Origin of the sequence: Frankia sp. CcI156 (assembly GCF_001983015.1) — a bacterium.
GTDB lineage: Bacteria > Actinomycetota > Actinomycetes > Frankiales > Frankiaceae > Frankia > Frankia casuarinae.
On record NZ_MOMD01000034.1, the window covers coordinates 76,916 to 98,804 of the forward strand.

The following is a 21,889-nucleotide window of genomic DNA, read 5'->3' on the forward strand; positions in this document are numbered from 1 at the left end:
GAAATGCCTGGAAGCTGTGGGAAGTCTCGATTAGTATGACGACCATCATCATCACTGATAGTGATGGTCTGTGTCTTCTAGGTGCTGGCTTGGTGAGGAGGACGGTGGAAGCTCCCTCGGCGATCTTCTCGGCGGGAAGTCCGGCTACGTCACCCAATGAGAGCAGAGCCCGCCGCGTGCTRGCAGACGCGCTGGAGCTGGGGTTTGACTTCAAGCTCCAGCCAGAGATCTACCGCGCCCGGCTGCCTCCCACCCAGATCCGCGACCTGCTGTTGTCGGAGCTTCCGGACTACACCAGCAGCATTGAGGAGGTCCTGGCTGAGTTCACGGACACCGTGCTGCCTCTGTGCAAGAACGAGGCGAGTCCACGCTTCCTGGGCTTCGGGGATACAGGCGACGACGTTGCCGCGCTCGCGGGCGGCGTGCTCGCGCTGTTCACCCAGCAGAACCTGATCAACCAGAGCTTCGACTCGCCGAGCGCCACCTTCATCGAGATCACCGTCTTGCGGTGGCTGCGCGAGTTGCTCGGCTTCACCAACCCTCCCGTGCAGGATGTGATGACGGTGTGGGATGTCGGTGGTGTCATCGCCCATGGCGGGACGATGAGCAACACGGTCGCGATGATGCTGGCCCGAGAGCACGCGGCGCCTGGCACGATGGAATGTGGTGTGACCGACCCCGGCAGATTCGCGATCGTCGTTCCCCGTGGTATCGGTCATTACAGTGTGAAGAGCGCGCTRGCGTGGATTGGCGCTGGTAGCCAGTTGATCGAGGTCGACACTGCGGGTTTCCGCTACGACCTGGCGAAATTGGAACGGGCTCTTGCGGAGAACCAGGGCCGAGTGATGGCTGTGGTGGCCTACGCCGGCGACAGTMGCACTCAGACGATCGAGAACCTCCAAGGCGTGCACGATGTCACCCGCGCGGCCGACGAACGGATCTGGCTGCACGCAGATGCCTGCTGGGGGCTGCTCTGCGCATTCAGCGATCACCTCCGTCACAAGATTGCTGGAATTTCCGGGTTTGACAGCGTGACGGTGGACCCGCACAAGGTCATGGCCGTGCCCCATGCGCTGTCCGCGTTGCTGGTGCGCACGCCAGCAAGCCTGCGAACGATCGCCAGCTACTCGGATCTGATCATGCAGGAGGATTTCGCGTTCGGGCAGGTGACGCCGTTTGTCGGTACCAAGGGTTGGCTGTCGTTGAAGTTGTGGATGCTGATGCGCACGCACGGCAGAACAGGGCTCGCRGCGATGGCTGAGAAGCGGGTTGCGAACGCGCAGCGGTTCGCCGCGCTGGTCGATGYCTGTCCGCGGACGATTCGACTGCATGAGCCGGACCTGCTCGCGGTCGCGTTCCTCTACCTACCGGTCAGCTATGCCAACGCTACCGATCATGTCTCCGCCATCGAGCTGGTCAACCATGCCAACCGATGGATCCACGAGCGGATGCTGGCCGAAGGTATCTGGCATCTGCATCAGTTCAGCATCCGCGACGACGCGGGGATCCTACGCAAGGGCGCCACCGTCTATCCGCTGCGATTCATGGCAGCCAACCCCCATATCGAGGCCGAGCATATGACCGGTGTCCTTGACCACGCCGTCGCGCTGGGACAGGCGTGGGAAGCCAGCGAGCACGCTGAGGACCGGGCATGAACGGCGCAGCAGGCGACAGCCGGAGCATTGACGTACCGGCCACGCCGGGATTCAAAGCCGTCTACCGCACCGAAGGAATCTACGAGGCGGTACTACCCGCGCATTACTACAGCGGTCGAGACGACGGGGACATGATCGCGCAGATCATCGAGGCGCRTTTCGGTGCGCCGCGCCAAGCGCTCGACGTGCTGGAACTCGGGTGCGGCACCGGACGGTTGACCGCCCGGCTCGCCCCGTACGCACGCAGGCTCGTGGCGATCGACTCCAGCGCCGCCATGCTCGACACCTTCCGTAGTCGTTTCCCGGAAGCGGAGGCTCACGAGGCCGACATCCCGCTCGCCGTGTCACGGCTGCTCGACGACGGCCGAGCCGGCGGGTTTGACCTGGTCGGGGCGTTCTGGTCGCTGAGCTACCCGCTGGGTGAGTTCTTCGAGGAGATGACAGGGGACGGGATCCAGCCGGTGGCTGATCAAGGAGCGGCGCGCCGGGAGGCGGGCAGCCTGGTGCGCGACATGCTGTCACTTGTCGCTGATGGCGGTCATCTCCTCGTTCTGTTCTTCGATTCGCAGACCCCGGAACAGCGGCTGGTGACCTGGGCATGGGAAAGGATCGCCCCGTTCCCCGATGGCGGACGCGAGTACACCCGCCTTCTGCTGTTGGAGGAACTGCGACTGGCTGAGGACCGCGCCATCGGCCATCTCACTCACATCCGCGCGGCCGGTGTCGCCCTCGCGGACAGCCGCGATGCGGCGATGGCATGGTTCAACCGGCTGCATTTCAAGGACATGCCAGCCCTTGTCCGTGATCCTGAAGTTCAGGCCGAGGTCACTGCCTTCGTGGACGCACACACCCGCCCGTCGGGTCAGGTCGTGCTGCCCAGCGGCATCCACCTGATTGACTTTCAGGTCACCGGTGATCCCCACCATCACCTTCCGTCACAGCGGTGACTGGCATCGCGCAGGCGCTGGCGGACGCGGGCCGACTGCGCGCAGARTTCCTCGGCCCGCGCGGATACGCGATCGCCTACGGCTCCCACGCAGCCGGTTCCGCCGCGCACGACGCGGATCTCGACTTGCTGTTTGTCGGCCCGCCGCTGTCCGAGAGCGTGCGTGCCCGACTGGCAGACGCCGTGATCGCCCTCCACGCGACCCATCTGCTCCGGCTCGACACCGAGGTCGCCTATGAGGTGAAGCTGCATGCCACGGCGACGGAGGTCGATATCGCCGTGGCCCTCGGCGGCTTCATCCTGGACGCCGCCGGCAGACTGAACATCGCCCCGGTCGTTGTGGAGCCATGGTTCCTGAACTCGCAGGTGTTCAAGCTCCGCCTGATCCTCAACGCGATGACAACGCAGCACATCTTCCTCGGCGGTCAGATCGGCCCCTACCAGCGGCACTGTGCCCAAGCCGAACGTGCCATCACCCTGGCCGCCCTCTGCCTGCTCGACTCACCCGCCCCGTTCACCATCGCCAACCTGATCGACGCGCTGCTGACATCGCCCTGCGGCATAACAGGTGAGGACTTCCTCGGCTACGTCGACAACCCGGCGCTGTACTCCACGGTGCATCGTGGCCTGGTCCGTCTGACCTCCGCCCGTGTCGTGACCAGCCTCGACGGCAGGCGCTTCAGAGCGCACCCTGACCGCCGTCAGGCCCTGCTGGCTCGCCTGTGGCGTCCCGCCGCGGGAGAACAGCCCGCGCCTGGGAGGATGGACACGCGAACCAGGGAGGACTTCAGCGTGACCGCGCAGACCGTACGCTCGCTCATCAACCAGGTCGAGATCGCCGTATCCGCCGCGATCGACCGTGTGCTGCCCGAGGCGGCCGGCGCCGACCCGGTGGTGCGTCCCTCGGAACACGCGGACTTCCAGTCCAACGCCGCGTTGGCCCTGGCGAAGCGAGCCCGCACCAAGCCTGCCGACCTGGCCACCGCGGTTGCGGACGCGCTTCGTGCCGACGGCTCGACGGCCGTCGCGGACGTGACCGTTTCCGGCCCCGGCTTCCTCAACCTGGCCCTCGCCGATGCCACGGTCTGGACACAGGTCGCGGCGCGGCTAGCCGACCCACGGCTCGGTATCGACCTGCCGGAACAGAGCCGCCGCACCGTGATCRACTATTCCGGGCCGAACATCGCCAAGGAGATGCACGTCGGCCACCTGCGCACGACGATCATCGGTGACGCGCTCGCCCGGGTGCTCGGCTTCCTCGGCGCCGAGGTCATCCGACAGAACCATCTCGGTGACTGGGGCACCCAGTTCGGCATGCTCATCCAATACCTTGACGAGCATCCAGACGCCACCTGGCACAGCGACGACCTCGCGCCTGGAACGTCGACGGTCTCCGCGCTTGACAGCCTGTACCGGGCCGCGCGCAAGGAGTTCGACGCCGACCCCGGGTTCGCTGACCGTGCACGGGCCCGTGTCGTCGCGTTGCAGGCTGGCGATGAGGACACCGTCGCCCGGTGGCGGGAGATCGTGGCCGAGTCCGAGGTCGCCTTCCGGCAGATCTACGACCGGCTTGGCGTCCTCCTCGAACCATCGGACTCCGCGGGCGAGTCCTTCTACAACGACCGCCTACTCGACATCGTTGACGAGCTGACCGCGGCCGGGATCGCGCAGGACAGCGAAGGCGCGCTGGTCGTCCTCTCCCAGGAAGTCACCGGCCCCGACGGCGACCCGGCCACATTGATGGTCCGCAAGACCGACGGCGGCTACGGCTATGACACCACCGACCTGGCCACCATCCGCTACCGCATCCGCGACCTGCACGCCGACCGGCTCCTCTACGTTGTCGACGCCCGCCAAGCCCTCCATTTCCGGCTGGTGTTCGAGACCGCGCGCCGCGCCGGCTGGCTCACCGATGCAGTCGACGTCGCGCACGTCGCGTTCGGTACGGTCCTCGGCCCCGACGGCCGACCCTTCAAGACCAGGGCCGGCGACACCGTCAAACTCATGGATCTYCTCGACGCCGCGACCGGCAAGGCGCGAGCCACCGTCGCCGAGAAAGATCACGCCCTCACCGACGACGACCTCGACCACATCGCCGAGGCCGCCGGTATCGGCGCGGTCAAATACGCGGACCTGTCGACCAGCCGCACCAAGGACTWCGTCTTCGACGTCGACCGGATGGTCTCCTTCGACGGCAACACCGGCGTCTACCTCCAATACGCCCACACCCGTATCCAGTCGATTCTCCGCAAGGCCGGCGACATGACGGCCACCGTCGACGTGGCCCTGGCTCTGCACCCAGCGGAACGCGCTCTCGCACTCCAACTCGATGCCTTCGGCGGCGCCCTCACCGAAGTCGCCCGCCTGCTCGAACCCCACCGGCTGTGCAACTACCTCTACGAACTCGCCCGCGCCTTSACCGACTTCTACGAAGCCTGCCCCGTCTTGCAAGCCGACCCCTCAACCCGTGCCAACCGTCTCGCTCTGTGCCACCTCACGGCCCGGACCTTGAGGCAAGGACTCGATTTGCTGGGGATCGCGGCACCGGAACGGATGTAGTCGTTATTCACGAGCGACATCGCGCGATCCTTGATCGTTACGCGAACGATACAGGCCCACCTGAGATCGGGTGGGCCTGTATCGTCTCGCTGGTTGCATCACCATGTCGCGMCACTAATGGTTGAATTCGCCGTCTCGTACGCCGGCTAGAAACGCCGCCCATTCGTCGGGGGTGAAGACGAGAACCGGGCCCGTGGGGTCTTTGCTGTCACGGACGGCAACGACTTCATCAACCTGTGCTACCTCTACGCAGGTGGTCTGCGTCGCGCTGTAACTCGATTTGCGCCATTCAGCRTTGGTCAGATCCGTCGTGCTCACCTCCCTTGGTACTCGTCTGCGACGGATGCCAGCAGGTCCGCTGATGCGGTGGGGTCAAGAGCCTGTTGTGCCAGCGTATCCCGGGCCTGCATGAACGGGGCGACGTCGCCGGGTTCGTCGACGAACAGGCTGGAGCGTAGGTGTTCGAGGTGGACGATGGCGTGCGCCTTGAGGAACTCCAGTAGCACGAACGACCCGGCGGTGCCGAGATGCGCCCCGAGTGCGCTGAGGAGAACCTGCACGGTGATCGTGGGCCGGGATGCCGCGGTGAGGATGTGCTGTAGCTGCGCGGCCATCACGGCGGGGCCGCCGACCGGGCGGCRTAGAACGGACTCGTCAATGATCACATGCAGCTCGGGCGGGTCTGCGCGACTCAGGAGCGCTTGCCGGCCGAGTCGGGTAACCACCCGCGCTTCGATCTCGTGGGCGGGGACGTCTCCGCCGACCATGACGGCGCGGGCGTACTCCGTGGTCTGGAGCAGGCCGGGCACAAGCAGCATGCCCACCTCGGTGATCCTCTCGGCCTGCGACTCGAAGCCGATGAGCGCCGTGAGCTGGTTGGGCAGTCCCGGCAGGCCGGTCTCCCACCAGCCGGGCCTGTCGACTTCCCGCGCCAGCGCGAGGAGGCGATCTCGCTCCGGACCGGTGACCTGGTAGACGACCAGCAGCGCCGCGACGTCTTCGACCGTGATGCCGCGTAGGCCGTTCTCCAGCCGGCTAAGTGTGCTGGGAGACCACCCCAAGCCTTCGGCTACAGCGCGGCTGGTCTTCCCGAGGCCGAGACGCAGGTCGCGAAGTTCAGCGCCGAGCCCACGGGCACGCGCCGACGGTGGACGCCGAGGCATCAGCAGGCCCCTCCACTCCGGATCACAGGTGATCGTCCAGGTCGGACGCTACACGCACCACGGCAACCAAAGTTTCCCTGAGACTCTTGCATGCTGTTGCAGCAACGTGGATCGTTGCATCAAGCCATGCTAGACCGGGAGGTGCCATGGACGGACACCGCTTCGTGGTGTGGGACGCGGACGGGCAGCCGCTCGGGGCGTTCGCTGACTTCGATACCGCCCACGAGTGGGCGCACGGGCGGATGCGGCAGGCGCTTACCCGTCTTCCCCTGACCGTTGACGATCGTGTCGCGAAGGTCAGCCGCCGTCTGTCACACGCGCGCTGTKAGCTGGTGGCATGGGCTGAGTTCGCCGTCCTGCCGGGCTGCGACCTGCCGTCACTCCACAGGCCATCGACGGCGACAGCGGACAGTACACCCGCACATGAGCATCACGATCACCGGCATCCACACCCGTCGCGCGCCGTCCGCAGCCCGAGGGGCTCGGCATGACAGCGGCCGACCAGCCGGCGGTGATCCGGGTGGCGGTGGCGCATTTCCCTCCGACAGCCGCCGCTGTGCCCGAGGTGCGCGCGAGGACCACTGCCACGCTGCTGGGCTGGTCAGTGGACACCGACACTGTGGGCACCGTCGAACTCGTTGTGGGGGAGATCACGTCCAACGCGGTGAAGGTGAGCCGTCCGCAGGACGTGCTGGCCGTGCGGCTCACGGCCACRCGCGGGCAGGTCGTGGTGGAGGTGTGGGACAGCAGCAACGTCGGCCCCGAGATGAAGAGTCCGGACGTGTTCAGCGAGGACGGGCGTGGCCTGGTTCTGGTGGATGCGCTGTGCAGCTCATGGTCCTGGTACCGGGTCAAATCGGGTGGAAAGGTCGTATGGGGGGAGGTTCCGGGCGGGTTGCGGCCGGAGACAGCAGGTGCTGGCGTGGCGCTGCCGGCGCGGGCGCCGTTGGCGGTGCCGGAGCCTGCGGCCCCGGTCGTCTACCGCACCGATCCGCAGACGTTGCGGCGGGTCGCGGACGCGCTGCGTGGACTGGACCCGTGGCACTGGCCCCCGCCCAGCCAGCGCGCGCCCGAGGCCGTGACCGGCGTGGCCCGCCGCCCGGCGACGTGACCCGAGAGGGGACGATCATGCGCGCGATCAGCGTACGAGCGGAGCGTGACGCTCTGCGGGTCGCCCTGGTGGATGCGGGCAGGACACACGGGGAGATCGCCGAGGAGTTCATGGCGCGGTACGGGTACCGGCCCCGTGCGGCGTTCCGGTACGCGCACGGGTGGAGTTTGACGCAGGCCGCGGGGCACATCAACGCCCACGCCGCCGATCTCRATCTCGATCCGCTGGGCCGGGCTGCGATGACCTCTCCCCACCTCAGTGAGGTGGAGAACTGGCCGTACCCGTCCGCGCGGCGCAGGCCCACGCCGCACGCTCTGGTGCTGCTGGCCTCGGTGTACGGGACCGACGTCCACAGCCTTGTGGACGTCCACGACCGCGCACGGATGCGCCCGGCGGACCGGCTGGTGATCGACGCCATCGCGTGCGCGCACCAACCGGCCCGCTGCCCCCACTGCCGCCGGGAACCCACGGCGGTCGTGCCCCGGGTGCCGAGGGCACGACCGGACGCGCTGGCGTGGTCCGGGAGCCTCACTGTGCCGGCATAGCCCCTGCCCCGGGTAGCCGTACCGGTCCTCTCCGTTTTGAGCGGCTACCCCCGGCAGGGTGCCGCTGGCGCAGGTGTCAAGGCTTCGCGAAAACTCGATCTTTCCTGATCTTGTGATCGAAGCGAACCCTGGCGCTGTCAGGTCGCGAGGAGAACGGCTGCTGTGCCAGTCCGACGACGAGAAGGTGTCGCTGCCGAGCGCGCTTCGGCGGAGCGGTGGGCTGGTGATTGTCCCCGCTACGGTGGAAGAGATCCATAGCGGTGCGGTTCGACTTTCCAGCGCGGTCACCGCGAGGGATGGAGGTGGGGCGGGTGGCGCGGGTGAGTCTGCGGGTGGAGCAGAACGAGTTGCGTGCGCGGATGCGGGCGGCCGGGATGACGCACGAGGAAGCCGCGGTCGAGTTCGCCCGCCGCTACCGGCTCCGCCCTCGGGCGGCGTTCCGGCATGCGTTCGGATGGACGTTGCAGGAAGCCGCCAACCAGATCAACACTCATGCCACCCGTACCGGCTTCGATCCAGATGGCATACCGGTGATGACCGCTCCGCGGTTGAGCGAGGTGGAGAACTGGCCGCGCCCCRACCGGCGACGGCTAACTCCGCAGGTGCTCGCGCTACTCGCCGTTGTGTACGGCACCGATGTTCATCGCCTCCTCGATCTTGAGGATCGGGAGCGGCTGAGCCCGCAGGACCGGCTCCTCCTCCATCGCATGCAGCGGAACACGGTGGATTCCGCGCCTCGGGGGCGCAGGAGCACGCAGTCTGCCGGGACTGTGGGGGCGGTTCGGACCCGGCCGATGGCCTACGACCTTTTCCGCCACGAGCAGGGCAACCGCGGCGCGCCACAGCCCATGGCCTCCGCCGGAGAGACCGGGTTTCTCGACGGTGACGAGCAGGAGCGGCTACGCCGTGCGGTGTCGCGGCCGAGCCGTGTGGATGGTCGGGTGGTGGCGTCGTTGGCGGCGATCCTGGCCGAGCAGCGGGCGACCGAGGACCTGATCGGTTCGGCCCGGCTACTGGTCCCGGTCATGGCGCAGTTGGGTGAGGTGGAGCGGCTGATCGGCGAGGCGTCGGGGCAGGTGCGGGGGCCGCTGGTGGAGATCGGGGCGCAGTGGGCGGAGTTCGCCGGCTGGCTGCACATCTCCACCGGCCGGTGGGCGGYGGCCCGTGGCTGGCTGGACCGGGCCGCGGAGTGGGCGTTCGAGGTGGACGCGACCACCCTGCACGCGACCACAATCAGCTTCAAGGGTCATCTGGCGTTCCACCTCGGCCAGCTCGACGCCGCGGTGGGCCTGTCGCGGGCGGCGTCGCGGGACGAGCGGGTGTGGGTGGGCCAGCGGGCCTACGACGCCCACCAGGAAGCCCGCGCCCACGCGCTCGCGGGCCGCCGCCGGCCGGCGGTCGAGGCGCTGGCTCGGGGCGCCGATCTCGCTGCCGCCGCAGCGGCGGACGGCGAGGCGGCCCCGGCGTGGATCTACTACTACACGCCGGAGTTCTACGCGTTGGAACGCGGCTGGGTCTGCCGCTACCTCGGCCGCGACGACCCGGCCTCCAACGAGGAGGCGATCGCCTGCCTCACCCGCGGACTCGCCGGCCTCGGCGACGCCCGCACCTCCGGCTGGGCGGCGGAGTTCCTCTGCCACCTAGCCGCCGCCTACCTCCAGGCCGACAGCCCCGACCTCGCCGGCACAGCCGGTATCGAGGCGGCGACGATCATCGCCGCGACGGGGTCCGTCCGGCTTCTGCCACGGCTGCGGCGGTTGCACGCCGACCTGGCCGCACGCTGGCCGACAAGCCCCACCACAGCTGATCTGGGTGAGGCCCTTCGGCTCGGCCGGGACGACGGGTAGGCGCCGCCGGTCGACGGTGAAACGGGGGCCCAGAAGGCTGCCTCCCTCGGTTTCTGTGGTGTCGCCGGGCGGGCGCGGTGCCAGCATTCCCCCATTTCCCAGCGGTGAATGGTCCCGTTATGCCACATCCCGCACCCGTATGGACTAGACACGATGTGGTCATAACGGGTCATTTTGCGCTGGGTTGCCGTTCCCACTTCCGAGTTGGAACGGCCCGCTGGCGTTCCGGCGAGGTACGCATGGAGGGAAACGGTCCGCAGCACAGGGGGGACGGACCGCCGCCGGACGTTGCGAGGTGGATGCAGTGGCTCCTCGTTCGGAACTCCCCACGGGCCGCAGGCCGGCGCGGTGGGCCACGGCCGGTGTATTGCTGGCCGTCACTGTGATGGGTGCGTGCAGTTCGGATCACACCTCCGAACCGGGGCCAGCCGCGACCTCGGCCCCCTCCGTGCCGCGCGCCACCGCATCGCCCTCGGTGTCGCCGTCGCCGATCTCGCCCGCCGAGATCGCCGGGCAGCGGGCCGTGGCCGCGTACGTCGGGTTGTGGCAGGCGATGGCCGAGGCCAGCCACACCTCGAACTGGCAGTCACCCGAGCTGGTCCGCTACGCCTCCGGGTCGGCGTTGCAGGTCGCCTCCGGCATCCTGTACGCCGATCATTACAACGGGCTGGTAGCACGGGGGGCACCTGTGCTGCATCCGGAGGTCACCTCGGTCAACCCGCCGGAGGCGCCGAAGACGGTGATGGTGTTCGACTGCTCTGAAGGACCCGTCGGATCGTGGAGGCACTCACCCGGTGACCGAGTTTGAGYAGCTCGCCCTGGATCCGCTGGTAGCCCCACGTCGTGTTCTCGGTCGCGAGCCGCTCGATGAAGGTCACGATCTCCGTGCCGACCGGTGGCCGACCCATCCGCTGTGGATGGGTCCATGTCCGTACGATCAGACGGCGGTGCCACCGCAGGACGGTGCCGGGCGTGACCAGCCGGTGCGCTCGCAGCGCTCTGGGCAGGAGTCGGATCAGTGCGGCGAGCACCGCCCGGTCCGCCCAGTCCCACCGGGGCTTGGGCTGGGTACGGCGCAGCACCGCGACCTCATGCCGCAGCACCAGCAGCTCGATATCCTTTGACGCCGACGAACGACCGAGGATAACCAACCAGCCACACACCCGCACGAAGATCAGATAGAGCAGGCGTACGAACATGACTGACCATTATGCCGGCTGCCGCACCGTCGCATCACCCCAGCTCACGGGTCCAAGCCGACTTCTGGCACCCCGCAGGGTCCGGGCCCGCGGACACTTCCCGAACGAGACCGCCGCGCTGAAGTGCATCCACGTGGCGGTCGTGAGCCTCGACCCGACCGGGAGAAATGCTCTTCATCAACCGGTGTGTCGCGGCCGAGCCGCTGCCCGCCACTTCCCGGTCCGCTGTCGCGACGGACGTGGTGTTAGCATCAGAACAATGACGACATGGGAACCTGGGGCGCCGGGAGTGTTGGCACTCCCGTCGGGCCGGCTTATCCGCGGCAGGGGGCTGCGACAGCCRCTTCCGGACGGAAGTGAACCATCGTTCGGACTGTACCTCGTGGGACGTCAACCACCTGCGGTCCCCTGGGAGAGTCGGTGGATACGATGGCCCGACTTCCGGCTGCCATCCGATCGAGAGGCCGCGGCACGCAGCATTCACGAAGCCTGGACGCGTGCGGACTCGGAACGCGTCGAAATTGCGTGTTCCGGAGGAAAAGGGCGGACTGGAACGGCACTCGCCTGTATCGCCGTGCTCGACGGAATCGCCCCGGGCGAGGCAGTTGACTATATACGGACGAACTATGCTCGCCATGCGGTGGAGACGCCTTGGCAGCATCGCTACGTTCGCCGCTTCCAGTAGGCCGCAGGGCTCGGCGGCCGTAGCCGGCGAGGCCCGGTGGCGCGTATCAGCGCACGGCCGGGCTCCGCCGGTGCGAGGCGCGCCGGGATTCTCCCGCCCTTAGAAATGTCGCCACGGGCTCATCTTGGCCGCGATGAGATGGCGCCGCAACGTCACGATGTACCCAATGTCCACCAGAAATGTCACTAGATAAAGAACATTGATGAGCCTCGTCAGCGGGTAGGTGTCATGTGTGACGCTGTCAATGACGAAGGAGCCGAAGCTGTCCGGCCACGGCTCGGCCTTGTTAGTCGTGACCGTGAAGGCCGTCGCCAGCCACGCGAAGAAGGTTCCGAAGAACTTCGACACCGCGATGTACATCGACTGGCCTCGCGGSCTCTCGCGCTCCAGGAGCATCGCCACAAACAGTATCGACATCATAAAGTTGACGCCGAAGCCGGTGTACTCGCCGTCCGGATCGTGGAACTCCGAGAAGCCCAGGTAGACGACCGGGAACGCAATCGCTACCCCACCGAGAAGCATCATGTTGAAGCCACGACGGGAGAGCTTGTCMTCGAACTCCCGCGGCCCGAACCGCCAGACCTGCCAAAGGATAACGAGATCGATCACAAACCAGACGATGCTCAGGAGGTGAATCTCATCGGCAAACGGATCGATGAAAAAGGAGTAGGCAGCCTCCCAGGAGAGGTTCGCGGCGAGCGCGGCGACCGGCATGCYGAATGTCTTCTCTTGGGCGCCGCGATAGATGATACCCGCGTAGRCCACAACCCAGAACGAGACGCAGACCAGGCCGGTGATGTAGGTGATGTCGGATCTCATCCCGTCACCCGGACCCGGGCGCGACGGACTTCTCCGCCAACCGGGGCACCGGAATCACATCGATTCCAGGCCTGAATCTTCGCGTGCACAGCCGCGCCAGGTCCGCTCGGCGATCCGCCGGGAACCCGGCCAGCAGCGTCTGGAACTGCGCTTCGTAGTGATCCATCACGGCGCGAAGTTCGRCCGGCGCCGCTGCGCCGTACAGTCGGGTAAACGAATCCAGGACGTTGAAGGTCGAGCTCTCGACATCTCGCTGGTAGTGAGAAAGATCGTTCGCGATGTCGGCCAGCACCTCCACCGGCCAGAGCAATCCGACCAGCTGCTCGTCGACAGACTGCCGGGTAAGCGCGAAAATCATCAGGTGCAGAAGGCGGACATCGGTTGATCTCAGCTCGGCGAGGCGCAGCACGTCCTCCCGGCCGGTAGCCAGGCCGGAGGTCGCCTTGTTCTCCAGGCGGACGAACTCCTCGCCGAGGTCAAGCTGGGCGGCGATGGCGTCGTTGTACGCGTGCAGGCGGCGCAGCAGGGCCCGGAACCGTTCCTTGTAGGCCTCCAGAATGGCCAGCCGCCGATTGTCGGCATCGTCGAAACTCGCGTGCCGCGTTAGCTCCGCGACCGCGTCCACCCGGTAAACGAGGTACTCGACGAGCAGCAGGACGGGAGCGCACCGCAGTCGCTGCCACCGCGAAAGACCCTGCGCCGGAAAATACACCTGCGCGACAAAATCCCGATAGATTCCCACTGCTCTGACCAGGACGCCGATCTCGTTMAGCGATCGCATCCAGAAGAGCTTTCTGCTCATCGCGTGAGAACACTCTCCTCGTGGCACTCACGGCATCGCRCCGCCTGGAAGGTGGCAGTTGTTGTCTTCGTGCGGGCCAGCCACGACGAGGTTGCCAGACGTGACCGAGGGCGCTGGACGGGACGGCCTCAGCTGGCACCCGCGAGATTGAGTACTACGACGCCCCCGATAACGAGCAGCACTCCGACTGTCTTCGCCGCGGTCAACGACTCGCYGAATGCGAAGGCACCGATGAGACAGATCGCCGCGGTTCCCAGCCCGGACCAGATCGCATAGGCGGTACTCACCTCCAGCTGCTTGATCGCTTTCCCGAGCAGGATAAAAGCGGCCAGATAGCCGACGCCGACGATGACGGTGGGCGTCAGGCGGCTGAGCCCGTCGCTCATTTTGAGCGCCGAGGTGGCGATCACCTCTGATCCGATCGCTCCGAGCAGCAGGAGCCAACGCACTCTGACCTCCGGTCCGAATCTTTGCCGACAAGACCGGGCTCGCGCTCAGCTTTGGCCTTCTGGACTTGCGACCGAAAACTCGTCGTCTCGCGTCCCGACCGGCTCTCGTCGTATCCTACCAAACGGAACCCGGACGAGAAAAGGCAGCCCGATCACAAGCTGCGGAATCTGCTGCTGTAGGTGGAAGAGCAGGGCAAACGCAAGGGCCGGCTCGGGCCGTACCGGAAACAGCTCGACGGCGGAAACCGCGGCGATCTCGAAACTGCCGAACTGGCCGGGGCCGGCGGGTATCAGGTTCATGAGATCAATCAGGAACAGGACGAGCACGGACTCGGCAAGGGAGAGGTGTATGTCGAGCGCGTGTATCACCAGGATCACGGCGACGAGGTCGACCAGCTCACCTAGGACCGCGAACGAGAAGATCACAAGCATGCGCCGGGGGTTTCTCAGCACATACATACCGTCGGCCACCCGCTGGACGAAGGTGCTCTGCTGCGCATCGCGCGGATGCCGCGCGAACAGGACAAGGACGAGCAGCAGCACGCAGATGACCGCCCCGAACAGGAACGGTGCGACGATCACCCACCAGGGCAGTCCCGGTATCAGCCATGGAGTCCCGACCACCAGAACGACCATGGCGAGCGAGCCGAACAGTTTCTCCAGAACGAGGAGCGCGCCGGATGTCGAGGCGGGGACGCCACAGTCCCGCTTCAGCATCCACGCGCGGACGATCTCGCCGCCCTGCGCCGGCGAGATCGTCGACGCAGCCTGGGCCGTCAGTTCGAGACGGACCAGGCGACGCAGGGAAATCCCGTGCCGCGGCGCGAGCATCGCCCGCCAGCCGGCGGCCCGCAGGTACTGGACCAGAAGGTTGGTACCGAAGGCCAGCAGCAGGGGCACCGGCGACGCATCCTCGATGCTCTCCCGGAACGTGGTGACGTCCAGACCACGAAGGAACCAGACCAGGGCAATGGCGATGCCGGACAAGCAGACGATCTTGAAGGCGAGCTCGAGCCGGCGCAGGGCACCGGCACCGATCCTGAAGGTAACCATGTCTTCCTTCCCCGCCTAGATCGGCTCTCCGAAKGCCGGTGACACGCCGGCCCGGCTACGTGGCGAAGGGCAGGGCCGCGGAATCGGCCATCAGCTGCTCCATCTCCCATACCGTCGTCAGGTTCCGCAGGTCGATCCGCAGGTCCGATCGGAGGTCGCCGAGCGTTCGGTCTAGCTGCTGTCGCCAGCCGACGCAGTGCAGCGGACGGATTCCGGTAGCCTGCGCAAATCTGACACCGAGCTGGAAGATTGTCCGTTCGAACGGACCGAAGCGGTAGGGCCCGCGGAACAGATACCGGCTGCAGAAKAGGTAGGCGTGGTACTGCCAGGATCTGAGTTCGCCGCTGGCACCCATGGTTACCCCGATGACGAAGGCTTCGTCTCGCGGACGCATCCCCCGGCCCAACAGGATGTGGATGCAGTCGTGGCCGAACAGGTCGACGGCTCCGGCCAGAGCGATCGGGCTCGCGGGGTTCTCCAGCAGCCGAACATATCTTGGGATCGCGTCGGCCTCGTAGCCCGGCATCCGTTCATAGGCTGCCCGGAGGGTGACCGAGTTATCGAGGGGAGGCGTCCAGCTGCTGAGCGKAGAGTCTGCCGCCACGTTCAACTCCTTGCAGGAGTACGAGACCCCGATCGCCGTCAACCGTAACGACCTGGCCATCCTGGATAATGTGGGTCGCGCCGTGAACTCCCATAACCGCGGGAACTCCGTACTCACGCGCGACGATCGAGCCATGCGACAGCGCGCCGCCGGTATCTGTTACCACACCAGCCGCGATGGRAAGCAGTGGCGACCAGGCTGGCGTGAGATGAGGGGCGACTAGGATCTCGCCGGGCCGTAGCCGGCCGAAGTCGTCGGTGGAACTTATTCTGCGGGCCGGTGCTGTGGCTCGACCGGGGCTGACGGGAGAGCCTCGCAGCCCGTCATCCTCGGCCCCTCTCGGACGGGGGCCGAAAACTGCCAGGGCGGTGACGTCCCTCCTGCCGAGGAAGATCCGGGCGTCCTGCGGGACCTGTATCGGCGGGCTGAGCAGGCGTTGTTGTTCGCGGAGCCGGCGCCGCTCGTGGACGACGCTGGTGAGGTCGTCGCCGGCCACGCCGGTGTCAAGCGCGGCAAGCTGCCGTTTCACCTGGTCACCGGTGAGGTAGAAGACATCGTCGGGCTCAGTCAGGACGCCTGCCGCCACCAGCCGGCGACCGAGTTCGAGGTACGCCCGGCGCAGCACCGGCCAGCCACGGGTGAAGTGAAAAAGAACCTCGTCCCGGAGCCGGCCCTGACGGAGGTTCCACCGCAGAAGCAGGTGGAGGACGCCGCGTCTCACCGGCGCGAACCGGAGGGCCTTTCTTATCGTCCGTAGCMGGTCCTCCCGTTGCGCGGCCAGCGCGTCGATTCGTTCCTGCGGTTGCTGACGCGTTCCGCTCCGGTACGCTTCGATGGTTGCCCTGAAGACTTCGGGGTCCTCGGCGGGGGTCGGGCTGGCGAAGTCGAGGCTGTACACTTGGTGGCCCTGCCGGCCGATGAACCGCTCGAACTCGGCCGTGTACTCGGCCCCGTCGGCGTCATGGCGCGCGAGCTCCGCGAGCTCCAGTTCGACGTCGAGAGTGCGGCTCGGGTAGCCCTGCAGCAGGGGTCCGGGGCCGATCGGAAGTCCCGCGCCCGTACCAGCCCTGGCGACCCAGGGATAGACGGTTGCCAGGAGCCATTCCGATACGTTCCAGTACCAGGCCAGACCGCCGATGATCCCCCAGTAGCGTCCGCTGAGTTCTTGCACCCCGTCGATCAGCCCGAGCAGCTCGTTGTTGTCCAGGCGGGTGAGGTCCCGACGGTTGGCCGCCTCGATGCGTTCGGAGTGGCGCGGCAGGATGCCCCGCTGCCACTGCCTGCGCAGCGGGCCGAGATGGAACCGGAAGAATCGAAGCACCATGGCTGCGGCGTGTCGGGGATACCGGTTCAGGTGATAGTCGAAGCGCAGGTAGGCGAAGCCGTTGATGACGCCCGTCATCGGTGTGGGCAGCAGCCGGTTGTTGCGTTGGGCGGAGTCCGGTCCGGCCCAGTTCCGCTGCCAGTGCCGGACCAGGCACGGGAAAAGAGTCGACGCGAAAAGCGGCGAGAGCGGTTCGGGCAGCCACGAATCACAGATGCTTATCCGCGCCCACCAGGCGCCCTCGATCGGACTTGTCCAGTCGGCCGCGGGCGGCGGTGGCTCATCGGCGGCCGGCAGCCTGATGGGACGGGCCTGCAGAATCGTGAGAGTCGTTCCGGAAACGGCCCATTCGACGTCCTGAGGGGCACCGAAATGGGTTTCGATCGCGCGGCCGAGGCTGGCCAGCTCGGCAACCTGCTCCGCCGTGAGCGAAGGTGCCCGCCGTCGCTGGTCCGGAACGTCGACGAAATCGACCCCGCCCGCACCGCTGTGCGACGGATACGCGACCATCTGCCGTTTGTCGGCGACGTGCGCGTGGCGCAGCGTGGCGCCGGACCGGTCGACGTCAAAACGGTCGGGATCGACTTTCCCACTCACCAGCGCCTCACCGAAGCCCCAGGTGGCCTCGATCACCAGACGGTCGGCGGCGGCGTCCCGCGGGTCGACGGTGAAGAGCACGCCGGCGGCCTCGGCCTCGGCCATCAGCTGGACGATCACGGACATGCCGACCGCACCGTGCGGAATTCCATGCCGTTGCCGATAGCGGATGGCCGGAAGCTCCCACAGCGAGCCCCAACAACGCCGTACGGAATCGAGCACGGCCGCCGGCGGGACCCCCAGTTCGCTGCGATACTGGCCGGCGAAGCTCGTCGCGTCGGTGTCCTCCCACGTCGCTGAGGAACGGACCGACACCCGGACGTCAGCGATACGCCATGCCGCAAGGGCCTGCGCGACATCCGCAGCGAGCCCGGCGGGAACGTCCGTGRCCTCGACCGTGGCCCGCATGGCCGCCGAGATCGGTCGGATCTGGTCATCTGTCGCGTCCTCGGTAAGAGCCGCGTCGAGCTGCGCAAGCAGTGGGCAGACCTTGTCCCCGACCGTGCGGTGATACACCGCCTGGGGCAGGCAGAAACCGTCGGGAACCGGAAAGCCGGCGGATATGAGCTCGCCGAGATTGGCGGCCTTGGCGCCGACCGTGTCCCGGTCGCCGGAACGCAACTCCCGCAGCGGGCGTACGTCACGCATCGACGCTCACCCGGTCCACCCAGGACTGATAGTATTTGCGGAAGGCCCGCAGGCCGTACTCGCTCTCAAGATAGATTCCGTGCCTGTCTCCCGCTCGTATGCTGTCGAACACCGGTAGATCCTGGTTCGACGCAAAGGTGACCTCAAGCCTGTCAACCAGGTATTTTGTTATGTTCTTCCAGGCGCGTGCGGCGGGCGTGACCGCGACGGCGATATGTTGAATGGTTTCGTTGGGCCCGACCGGACTGACGGCGAGCAGGAGCTGGTACCGCAGGACGCCGTCCGAGTAGTAGGAGACGCGCTGRCCCGCTGGCCATCCGTCCACGCGGAGCAGGAAGCTGTCGGCATTGACGCCGACCGCGTGGGCGATGRCACCCGTCCTCCCGATGTACCGGGGCCAGGTCAGCTCGGCACCGAACCAGGCGTCGGCCACGATGGGCGGCCCGTTGGTCGCCGTGTCCACCGGGCTGTCGAGCAGCCGGAGGGTCATCGGGCCCGCGATCTCAAGCCCGTGGAGGTCCACCAGGTGATCGGGGTCGTAGGTGTTCTCCAGGATTCTGCGGGCCGTTGCCCTGGTCCTGTCGGCGAGGCGGAAGCCGCGATGCCAGCCCAGCCTGTCGAAGGCGGCGGGCAGTTCCGGGAGCGGATACAGGGGGTGGGGACCTCCGTACCAGGCCCACAGGTATCCGTATCGTTCGACCGTCGGGTAGGCCGGCCGCGAGGCGGCCGCGGGGATCCTGGCCTGGCCGGGGATCGATTGACAGGTGCCCAGGGCRTCGAAACGCCAGCCGTGGAAAGGGCACTGCAGCAGGCCGTCGACAATCCTGCCGTCCGCCAGGCTGGCGCCCATGTGCGGACAGTGCCGTCGCATCAGCGACGCAGCGCCGCGGGCGTCCCGCCAGGCGACGAGGGGGCGCCCGAACAGCGTGAGCGCCCGAGGGCGCGACCCGAGCTGCCGTGACGGCATGGCGACGTACCAGCCGGCGGCGAGGTTGAGGGCTTCCCGGGCGGTGGGCTCCGTCAGCTGTCGTGGGGCGCTCACGACATGCACGCGCGATCGTCCGGAAGGGCTGCATCAACCCAGCGCTGGTAATGCTTCCGAAACTTCAGGACACCGTGGTCGGCCGTGACCGGCACGGTGCCGTCGACGTCGCTCGCGTGCCGGTAGATCCTGAGGTCCTCCCTGGTTCCCCACTCGTGCTGGGCCCGATAGGCGAGGCGAATCAGGTGGTCGAGCGCCCGGTTGCCCGTCCGGCGGATGAGCGACCAGCCCTGAAGGACGGTGCGGCCGTCGGACGTGGGAGTGATGCCAAGCAACTCCTTGGCGAGAACATGGCCGTCCAGGAGGAAGGTCAGGCGCTGGCCGCCGGGCCATCCGTCGATCAGGAGAGTGAACTTCCGCGCCCGAATACCCAGCGCCCGGACCGTCGGCGGCAGATCGAGGATATCTGTCTCCATCGCCGCGGCGATCGAGGCATCACCGCCGATCGGCGGACCGTTTTCGGCCGTTGCTGACGGTTCCGTGAGAATGTTTATCTTCAGGCCACCGCCTGACCGGACCCGGTGCAGCGTGCCGAAATGAGCGCAGTCGAAAGCATTTTCCAGGACTCGTCGAGGCGAGGCGGTGGTCACGTGCGAGAACTGGTAGCCGAGGTAGGCCTCGCGGCCCTCCGCCAGCGCGGGCACGGCGGGCACCGGGTAACTCGGCTCCGGGTTCCCGTACCAGACCCAGACATAGCCGTAGCGCTCGTCGGTCGGATAGGACCGCCGCGCCACACGGCGGGGAAGCCGGTCCGTCCCCGGCACGTGTGTGCACGCGCCCGCCGCGTCGAAATGCCAGTGATGGAAAGGGCAGCGGAGCGTTCCGTCCACGACCTTGCCGAAGGCGAGACTGGCGCCGAGATGCGGGCAGTGCCGCCGCATGATCACAGGTCGCCCCGTGCCGTCGCGCCAGGCGACCAGCTCACGGCCGAACAGGGTGAGAGGCTGGCCACGGCGCTTTCCCAGCTCCTCGGAGGGAAGCGCGATGTACCAGCCCGCGGCCAGGCCTGGCTGCGGCGGCTCGGTTTCCGCGGTCACGAGATCTCCGGTCACGATGCTTCCGGTCATGACGCGCCGGCTCCCGGGATGCGGGCCATGGCCGGCTGCGGCTCCCCCTGGCCTTCTGCCACCCGGTCCACCCATGACCTGTAGTACCGGCGAAACCTGATCAGGTTGGTGTCGTAGAACATCCTGGCCGTGCCGACGTGCGCCTGAGTGTAGTCGTAGATCGGCATGTCCTGGAGAGTCCCGGCCCTGCTCTGCCCGATGAGCATCGCCACGTTCAGCCAGGTTCGCCAGCGCCGGTCGCTGCGGCGGACGCCGGTCCAGGCATGCTGGATGGTCGAGCCGTTCGCGGTCGGGGTGATTCCCATCAGGTACTTGAAGATCTCCCTGCCGCCGACATAGCCGGTGTAGCGCTGGCCACCGGGCCACCCGTCGATCAGGAGCTGGAACGCGTCCCCCGTGAAGAAGGTGGCGCCGGCCGCGACCAGCCAGTGCCGAGGCCGACGAAGGGGATGCCCCGGGGTCACGACACCTTCCATCCAGCCCCCGAGATAGGCCTCCCTGTCGATCGGGGGACCGTTGTCCGCGGCCTRCTCGGGATCGGAGAGGACCCGGAACTCCGCACGGTCCAGGGGCAGGCTGTGGAGGGTCTGAAAATGGAAGTAGTCGAACGCGTTCTCAAGGAGCTGGCGGGGGTGACCGGCGGTCCAGTCGGTGTAGCGGAACCCCAGATAGTGTTCCTGTTCCTCCTCAAGAGCCGGGAAGCCGGGAAGCTCGAAAAGTGGTGTGCGGGTCCCGTACCACACCCAGATGTAACCAAAGCGCTCGATGGTCKGGTATGAGTCGAGTCGCGCCGTCGTGGGAATGCGCTGGGAGCGGGGAACCTCGAYGCACGCGCCGGAGCTGTCGAACCGCCAGCCGTGAAAGGGGCAGCGGAGGCAGCCGTCGACCACGGCCCCCAGTGCCAGGCTGGCGCCCTGGTGCGGGCAGTACCGGCCCGCGACTGCCGGTCGCCCGCTCGCTTCGCGCCAGGCGACCACGTCTCGCCCGAACAGCTGGAACGCCTTCGGCTGCCCGCGCAGCTCGCCGGAGGCCAGCGCGACGTACCAGCTTGCTGCCAGCTCCTTCGGGACGGGGTCCGCTGGCGGCTCGAGCCGCGGCTTCTGGTTCTTGATGTGTATCTCAGGCATCGGCTCATCTCGATCGCGAATAGACGTATTCAGCGAGGGCAAGGAGCGGGGTCGCGTCGTCACCGAGCGGGGCGAGGTCCGCTCTTGCCGCGTCGATCAGTTCGGCCGCGCGTTTTCGGGAGGCGTCGAGGCCAAGGAGCTGCGGAAAGGTCGCCTTCCGCATCTTGATGTCCTTGCGGGCGGTTTTCCCGAGGTGCTCGGAGGTCGACGTGACATCCAGGATGTCATCGATGATCTGGAACGCCAGCCCGATCTTCTCCCCATAGCTGGAGAGCAGGGTGATGGCGGATTCGTCGGCGCCCGCGAGGACTGCACCGGAGACGACCGAAGCCACGATCATGGCGCCGGTCTTATGAGTGTGGATGAACTCGAGGGTCGCCAGGTTGATATCGTCGCGGCCCTCGGACTCGATGTCCACGACCTGGCCGGCGACCGCGCCGTTGACGCCCATCATGTGAAGCAGGATCTGTATGACGCGCGTAAACCTTCAGCCGGTTCGCGCGGCGTGACGATCATGGGTTTGTTGTGGCTGTCGGTGACGGTCTGCCGGGGCTGGCGGGTTGTCAGACGGATTGGGTGAGTGATGGCCCTGTCGCTGCGTGGCGTGGGGTTGCGGCCCGTTAGATCCGTGGTGTGCCCACACCGGA

Annotated in this window: 20 protein-coding genes and 1 pseudogene; 7 read left to right on the forward strand and 14 right to left on the reverse strand. The window is 67.1% G+C overall.

Going from position 1 to position 21,889, the window contains the following annotated elements; all coding sequences use genetic code 11:
* The first annotated feature begins 176 nt into the window (after positions 1-176).
* The 3 genes from CcI156_RS14165 to argS all read left to right on the forward strand — a co-directional run bounded on the left by CcI156_RS14165 (position 177) and on the right by argS (position 5,160).
* A complete protein-coding gene (locus CcI156_RS14165) occupies positions 177-1,655 on the forward strand; it encodes a pyridoxal-dependent decarboxylase (RefSeq protein WP_254847430.1) in 1,479 nt (492 codons plus the stop codon).
* A complete protein-coding gene (locus CcI156_RS14170) occupies positions 1,652-2,602 on the forward strand; it encodes a class I SAM-dependent methyltransferase (protein WP_076806153.1) in 951 nt (316 codons plus the stop codon). Before CcI156_RS14165 ends, CcI156_RS14170 begins: the two co-directional genes overlap by 4 nt.
* A gap of 761 nt (positions 2,603-3,363) precedes the next feature.
* Complete coding sequence (gene argS, locus CcI156_RS14175; RefSeq protein ID WP_076806194.1) at positions 3,364-5,160, forward strand: arginine--tRNA ligase; 1,797 nt, start codon at positions 3,364-3,366, stop codon at positions 5,158-5,160.
* Between the two features lie 114 nt (positions 5,161-5,274).
* On the opposite strand, the gene CcI156_RS14180 is transcribed toward argS, so the two are convergent.
* Positions 5,275-5,478, reverse strand: coding sequence for a DUF397 domain-containing protein (locus CcI156_RS14180; RefSeq protein ID WP_011437099.1), 204 nt, complete (start codon positions 5,476-5,478; stop codon positions 5,275-5,277).
* On the reverse strand, positions 5,475-6,323 hold the full coding sequence (locus CcI156_RS14185; RefSeq protein WP_076806155.1) for a helix-turn-helix transcriptional regulator: 849 nt from the start codon (positions 6,321-6,323) through the stop codon (positions 5,475-5,477). Before CcI156_RS14185 ends, CcI156_RS14180 begins: the two co-directional genes overlap by 4 nt.
* A 487-nt stretch (positions 6,324-6,810) precedes the next feature.
* On the opposite strand from CcI156_RS14185, the gene CcI156_RS14195 reads away from it, so the two are divergent.
* The 3 genes from CcI156_RS14195 to CcI156_RS24120 all read left to right on the forward strand — a co-directional run bounded on the left by CcI156_RS14195 (position 6,811) and on the right by CcI156_RS24120 (position 9,826).
* Complete coding sequence (locus CcI156_RS14195; RefSeq protein ID WP_011437096.1) at positions 6,811-7,434, forward strand: ATP-binding protein; 624 nt, start codon at positions 6,811-6,813, stop codon at positions 7,432-7,434.
* A gap of 17 nt (positions 7,435-7,451) precedes the next feature.
* Positions 7,452-7,979: a hypothetical protein gene (locus CcI156_RS14200; protein ID WP_076806159.1), complete on the forward strand. Its 528-nt coding sequence runs from the start codon at positions 7,452-7,454 to the stop codon at positions 7,977-7,979.
* A 311-nt stretch (positions 7,980-8,290) separates the two neighbouring features.
* A complete protein-coding gene (locus tag CcI156_RS24120) occupies positions 8,291-9,826 on the forward strand; it encodes a hypothetical protein (protein WP_139341507.1) in 1,536 nt (511 codons plus the stop codon).
* A gap of 405 nt (positions 9,827-10,231) precedes the next feature.
* On the opposite strand, the gene CcI156_RS25705 is transcribed toward CcI156_RS24120, so the two are convergent.
* Both CcI156_RS25705 and CcI156_RS14210 read right to left on the reverse strand, forming a co-directional pair.
* Positions 10,232-10,399 (reverse strand): hypothetical protein, encoded by a 168-nt coding sequence (locus CcI156_RS25705; RefSeq protein WP_157493398.1) that lies wholly within the window; start codon positions 10,397-10,399, stop codon positions 10,232-10,234.
* Positions 10,400-10,569: 170 nt separating this feature from the next.
* Positions 10,570-11,025, reverse strand: a pseudogene (locus CcI156_RS14210) (helix-turn-helix domain-containing protein); the annotation flags it as partial.
* A 259-nt stretch (positions 11,026-11,284) separates the two neighbouring features.
* On the opposite strand from CcI156_RS14210, the gene CcI156_RS14215 reads away from it, so the two are divergent.
* Entirely contained in the window at positions 11,285-11,710 is a 426-nt protein-coding gene (locus tag CcI156_RS14215) for a protein-tyrosine phosphatase family protein (protein ID WP_076806164.1), read from the forward strand.
* 99 nt (positions 11,711-11,809) lie between these two features.
* Here the strand turns inward: CcI156_RS14215 and CcI156_RS14220 are convergent, their stop codons facing one another.
* The 10 genes from CcI156_RS14220 to CcI156_RS14265 all read right to left on the reverse strand — a co-directional run bounded on the left by CcI156_RS14220 (position 11,810) and on the right by CcI156_RS14265 (position 21,714).
* On the reverse strand, positions 11,810-12,529 hold the full coding sequence (locus tag CcI156_RS14220) for a hypothetical protein (protein WP_076806166.1): 720 nt from the start codon (positions 12,527-12,529) through the stop codon (positions 11,810-11,812).
* Between the two features lie 4 nt (positions 12,530-12,533).
* Positions 12,534-13,310, reverse strand: a complete 777-nt coding sequence (locus tag CcI156_RS14225) for a hypothetical protein (RefSeq protein ID WP_254847432.1) — start codon at positions 13,308-13,310, stop codon at positions 12,534-12,536.
* Between the two features lie 149 nt (positions 13,311-13,459).
* The gene (locus CcI156_RS14230) at positions 13,460-13,780 is read right to left on the reverse strand and encodes a multidrug efflux SMR transporter (RefSeq protein WP_076806170.1); all 321 of its coding nucleotides are present in this window, start codon (positions 13,778-13,780) and stop codon (positions 13,460-13,462) included.
* A 45-nt stretch (positions 13,781-13,825) separates the two neighbouring features.
* A complete protein-coding gene (locus CcI156_RS14235) occupies positions 13,826-14,833 on the reverse strand; it encodes a lysylphosphatidylglycerol synthase transmembrane domain-containing protein (RefSeq protein ID WP_011437087.1) in 1,008 nt (335 codons plus the stop codon).
* Between the two features lie 55 nt (positions 14,834-14,888).
* A complete protein-coding gene (locus CcI156_RS14240) occupies positions 14,889-15,437 on the reverse strand; it encodes a hypothetical protein (RefSeq protein WP_076806172.1) in 549 nt (182 codons plus the stop codon).
* Positions 15,391-18,006 carry a PEP/pyruvate-binding domain-containing protein gene (locus tag CcI156_RS14245; protein ID WP_076806174.1) on the reverse strand — a complete coding sequence of 872 codons (2,616 nt, stop codon included), beginning with the start codon at positions 18,004-18,006 and terminating at the stop codon, positions 15,391-15,393. Before CcI156_RS14245 ends, CcI156_RS14240 begins: the two co-directional genes overlap by 47 nt.
* Positions 17,999-19,057 carry an aromatic ring-hydroxylating dioxygenase subunit alpha gene (locus tag CcI156_RS14250; protein WP_076806176.1) on the reverse strand — a complete coding sequence of 353 codons (1,059 nt, stop codon included), beginning with the start codon at positions 19,055-19,057 and terminating at the stop codon, positions 17,999-18,001. Before CcI156_RS14250 ends, CcI156_RS14245 begins: the two co-directional genes overlap by 8 nt.
* Positions 19,045-20,115 carry an aromatic ring-hydroxylating dioxygenase subunit alpha gene (locus tag CcI156_RS14255; protein ID WP_011437083.1) on the reverse strand — a complete coding sequence of 357 codons (1,071 nt, stop codon included), beginning with the start codon at positions 20,113-20,115 and terminating at the stop codon, positions 19,045-19,047. The genes CcI156_RS14250 and CcI156_RS14255 overlap by 13 nt, the downstream gene beginning before the upstream one ends.
* Positions 20,112-21,242 (reverse strand): Rieske 2Fe-2S domain-containing protein, encoded by a 1,131-nt coding sequence (locus tag CcI156_RS14260; protein ID WP_076806179.1) that lies wholly within the window; start codon positions 21,240-21,242, stop codon positions 20,112-20,114. Before CcI156_RS14260 ends, CcI156_RS14255 begins: the two co-directional genes overlap by 4 nt.
* Positions 21,243-21,246: 4 nt before the next feature.
* Positions 21,247-21,714: a polyprenyl synthetase family protein gene (locus CcI156_RS14265; protein WP_349256634.1), complete on the reverse strand. Its 468-nt coding sequence runs from the start codon at positions 21,712-21,714 to the stop codon at positions 21,247-21,249.
* Between the last annotated feature and the right edge of the window lie 175 nt (positions 21,715-21,889).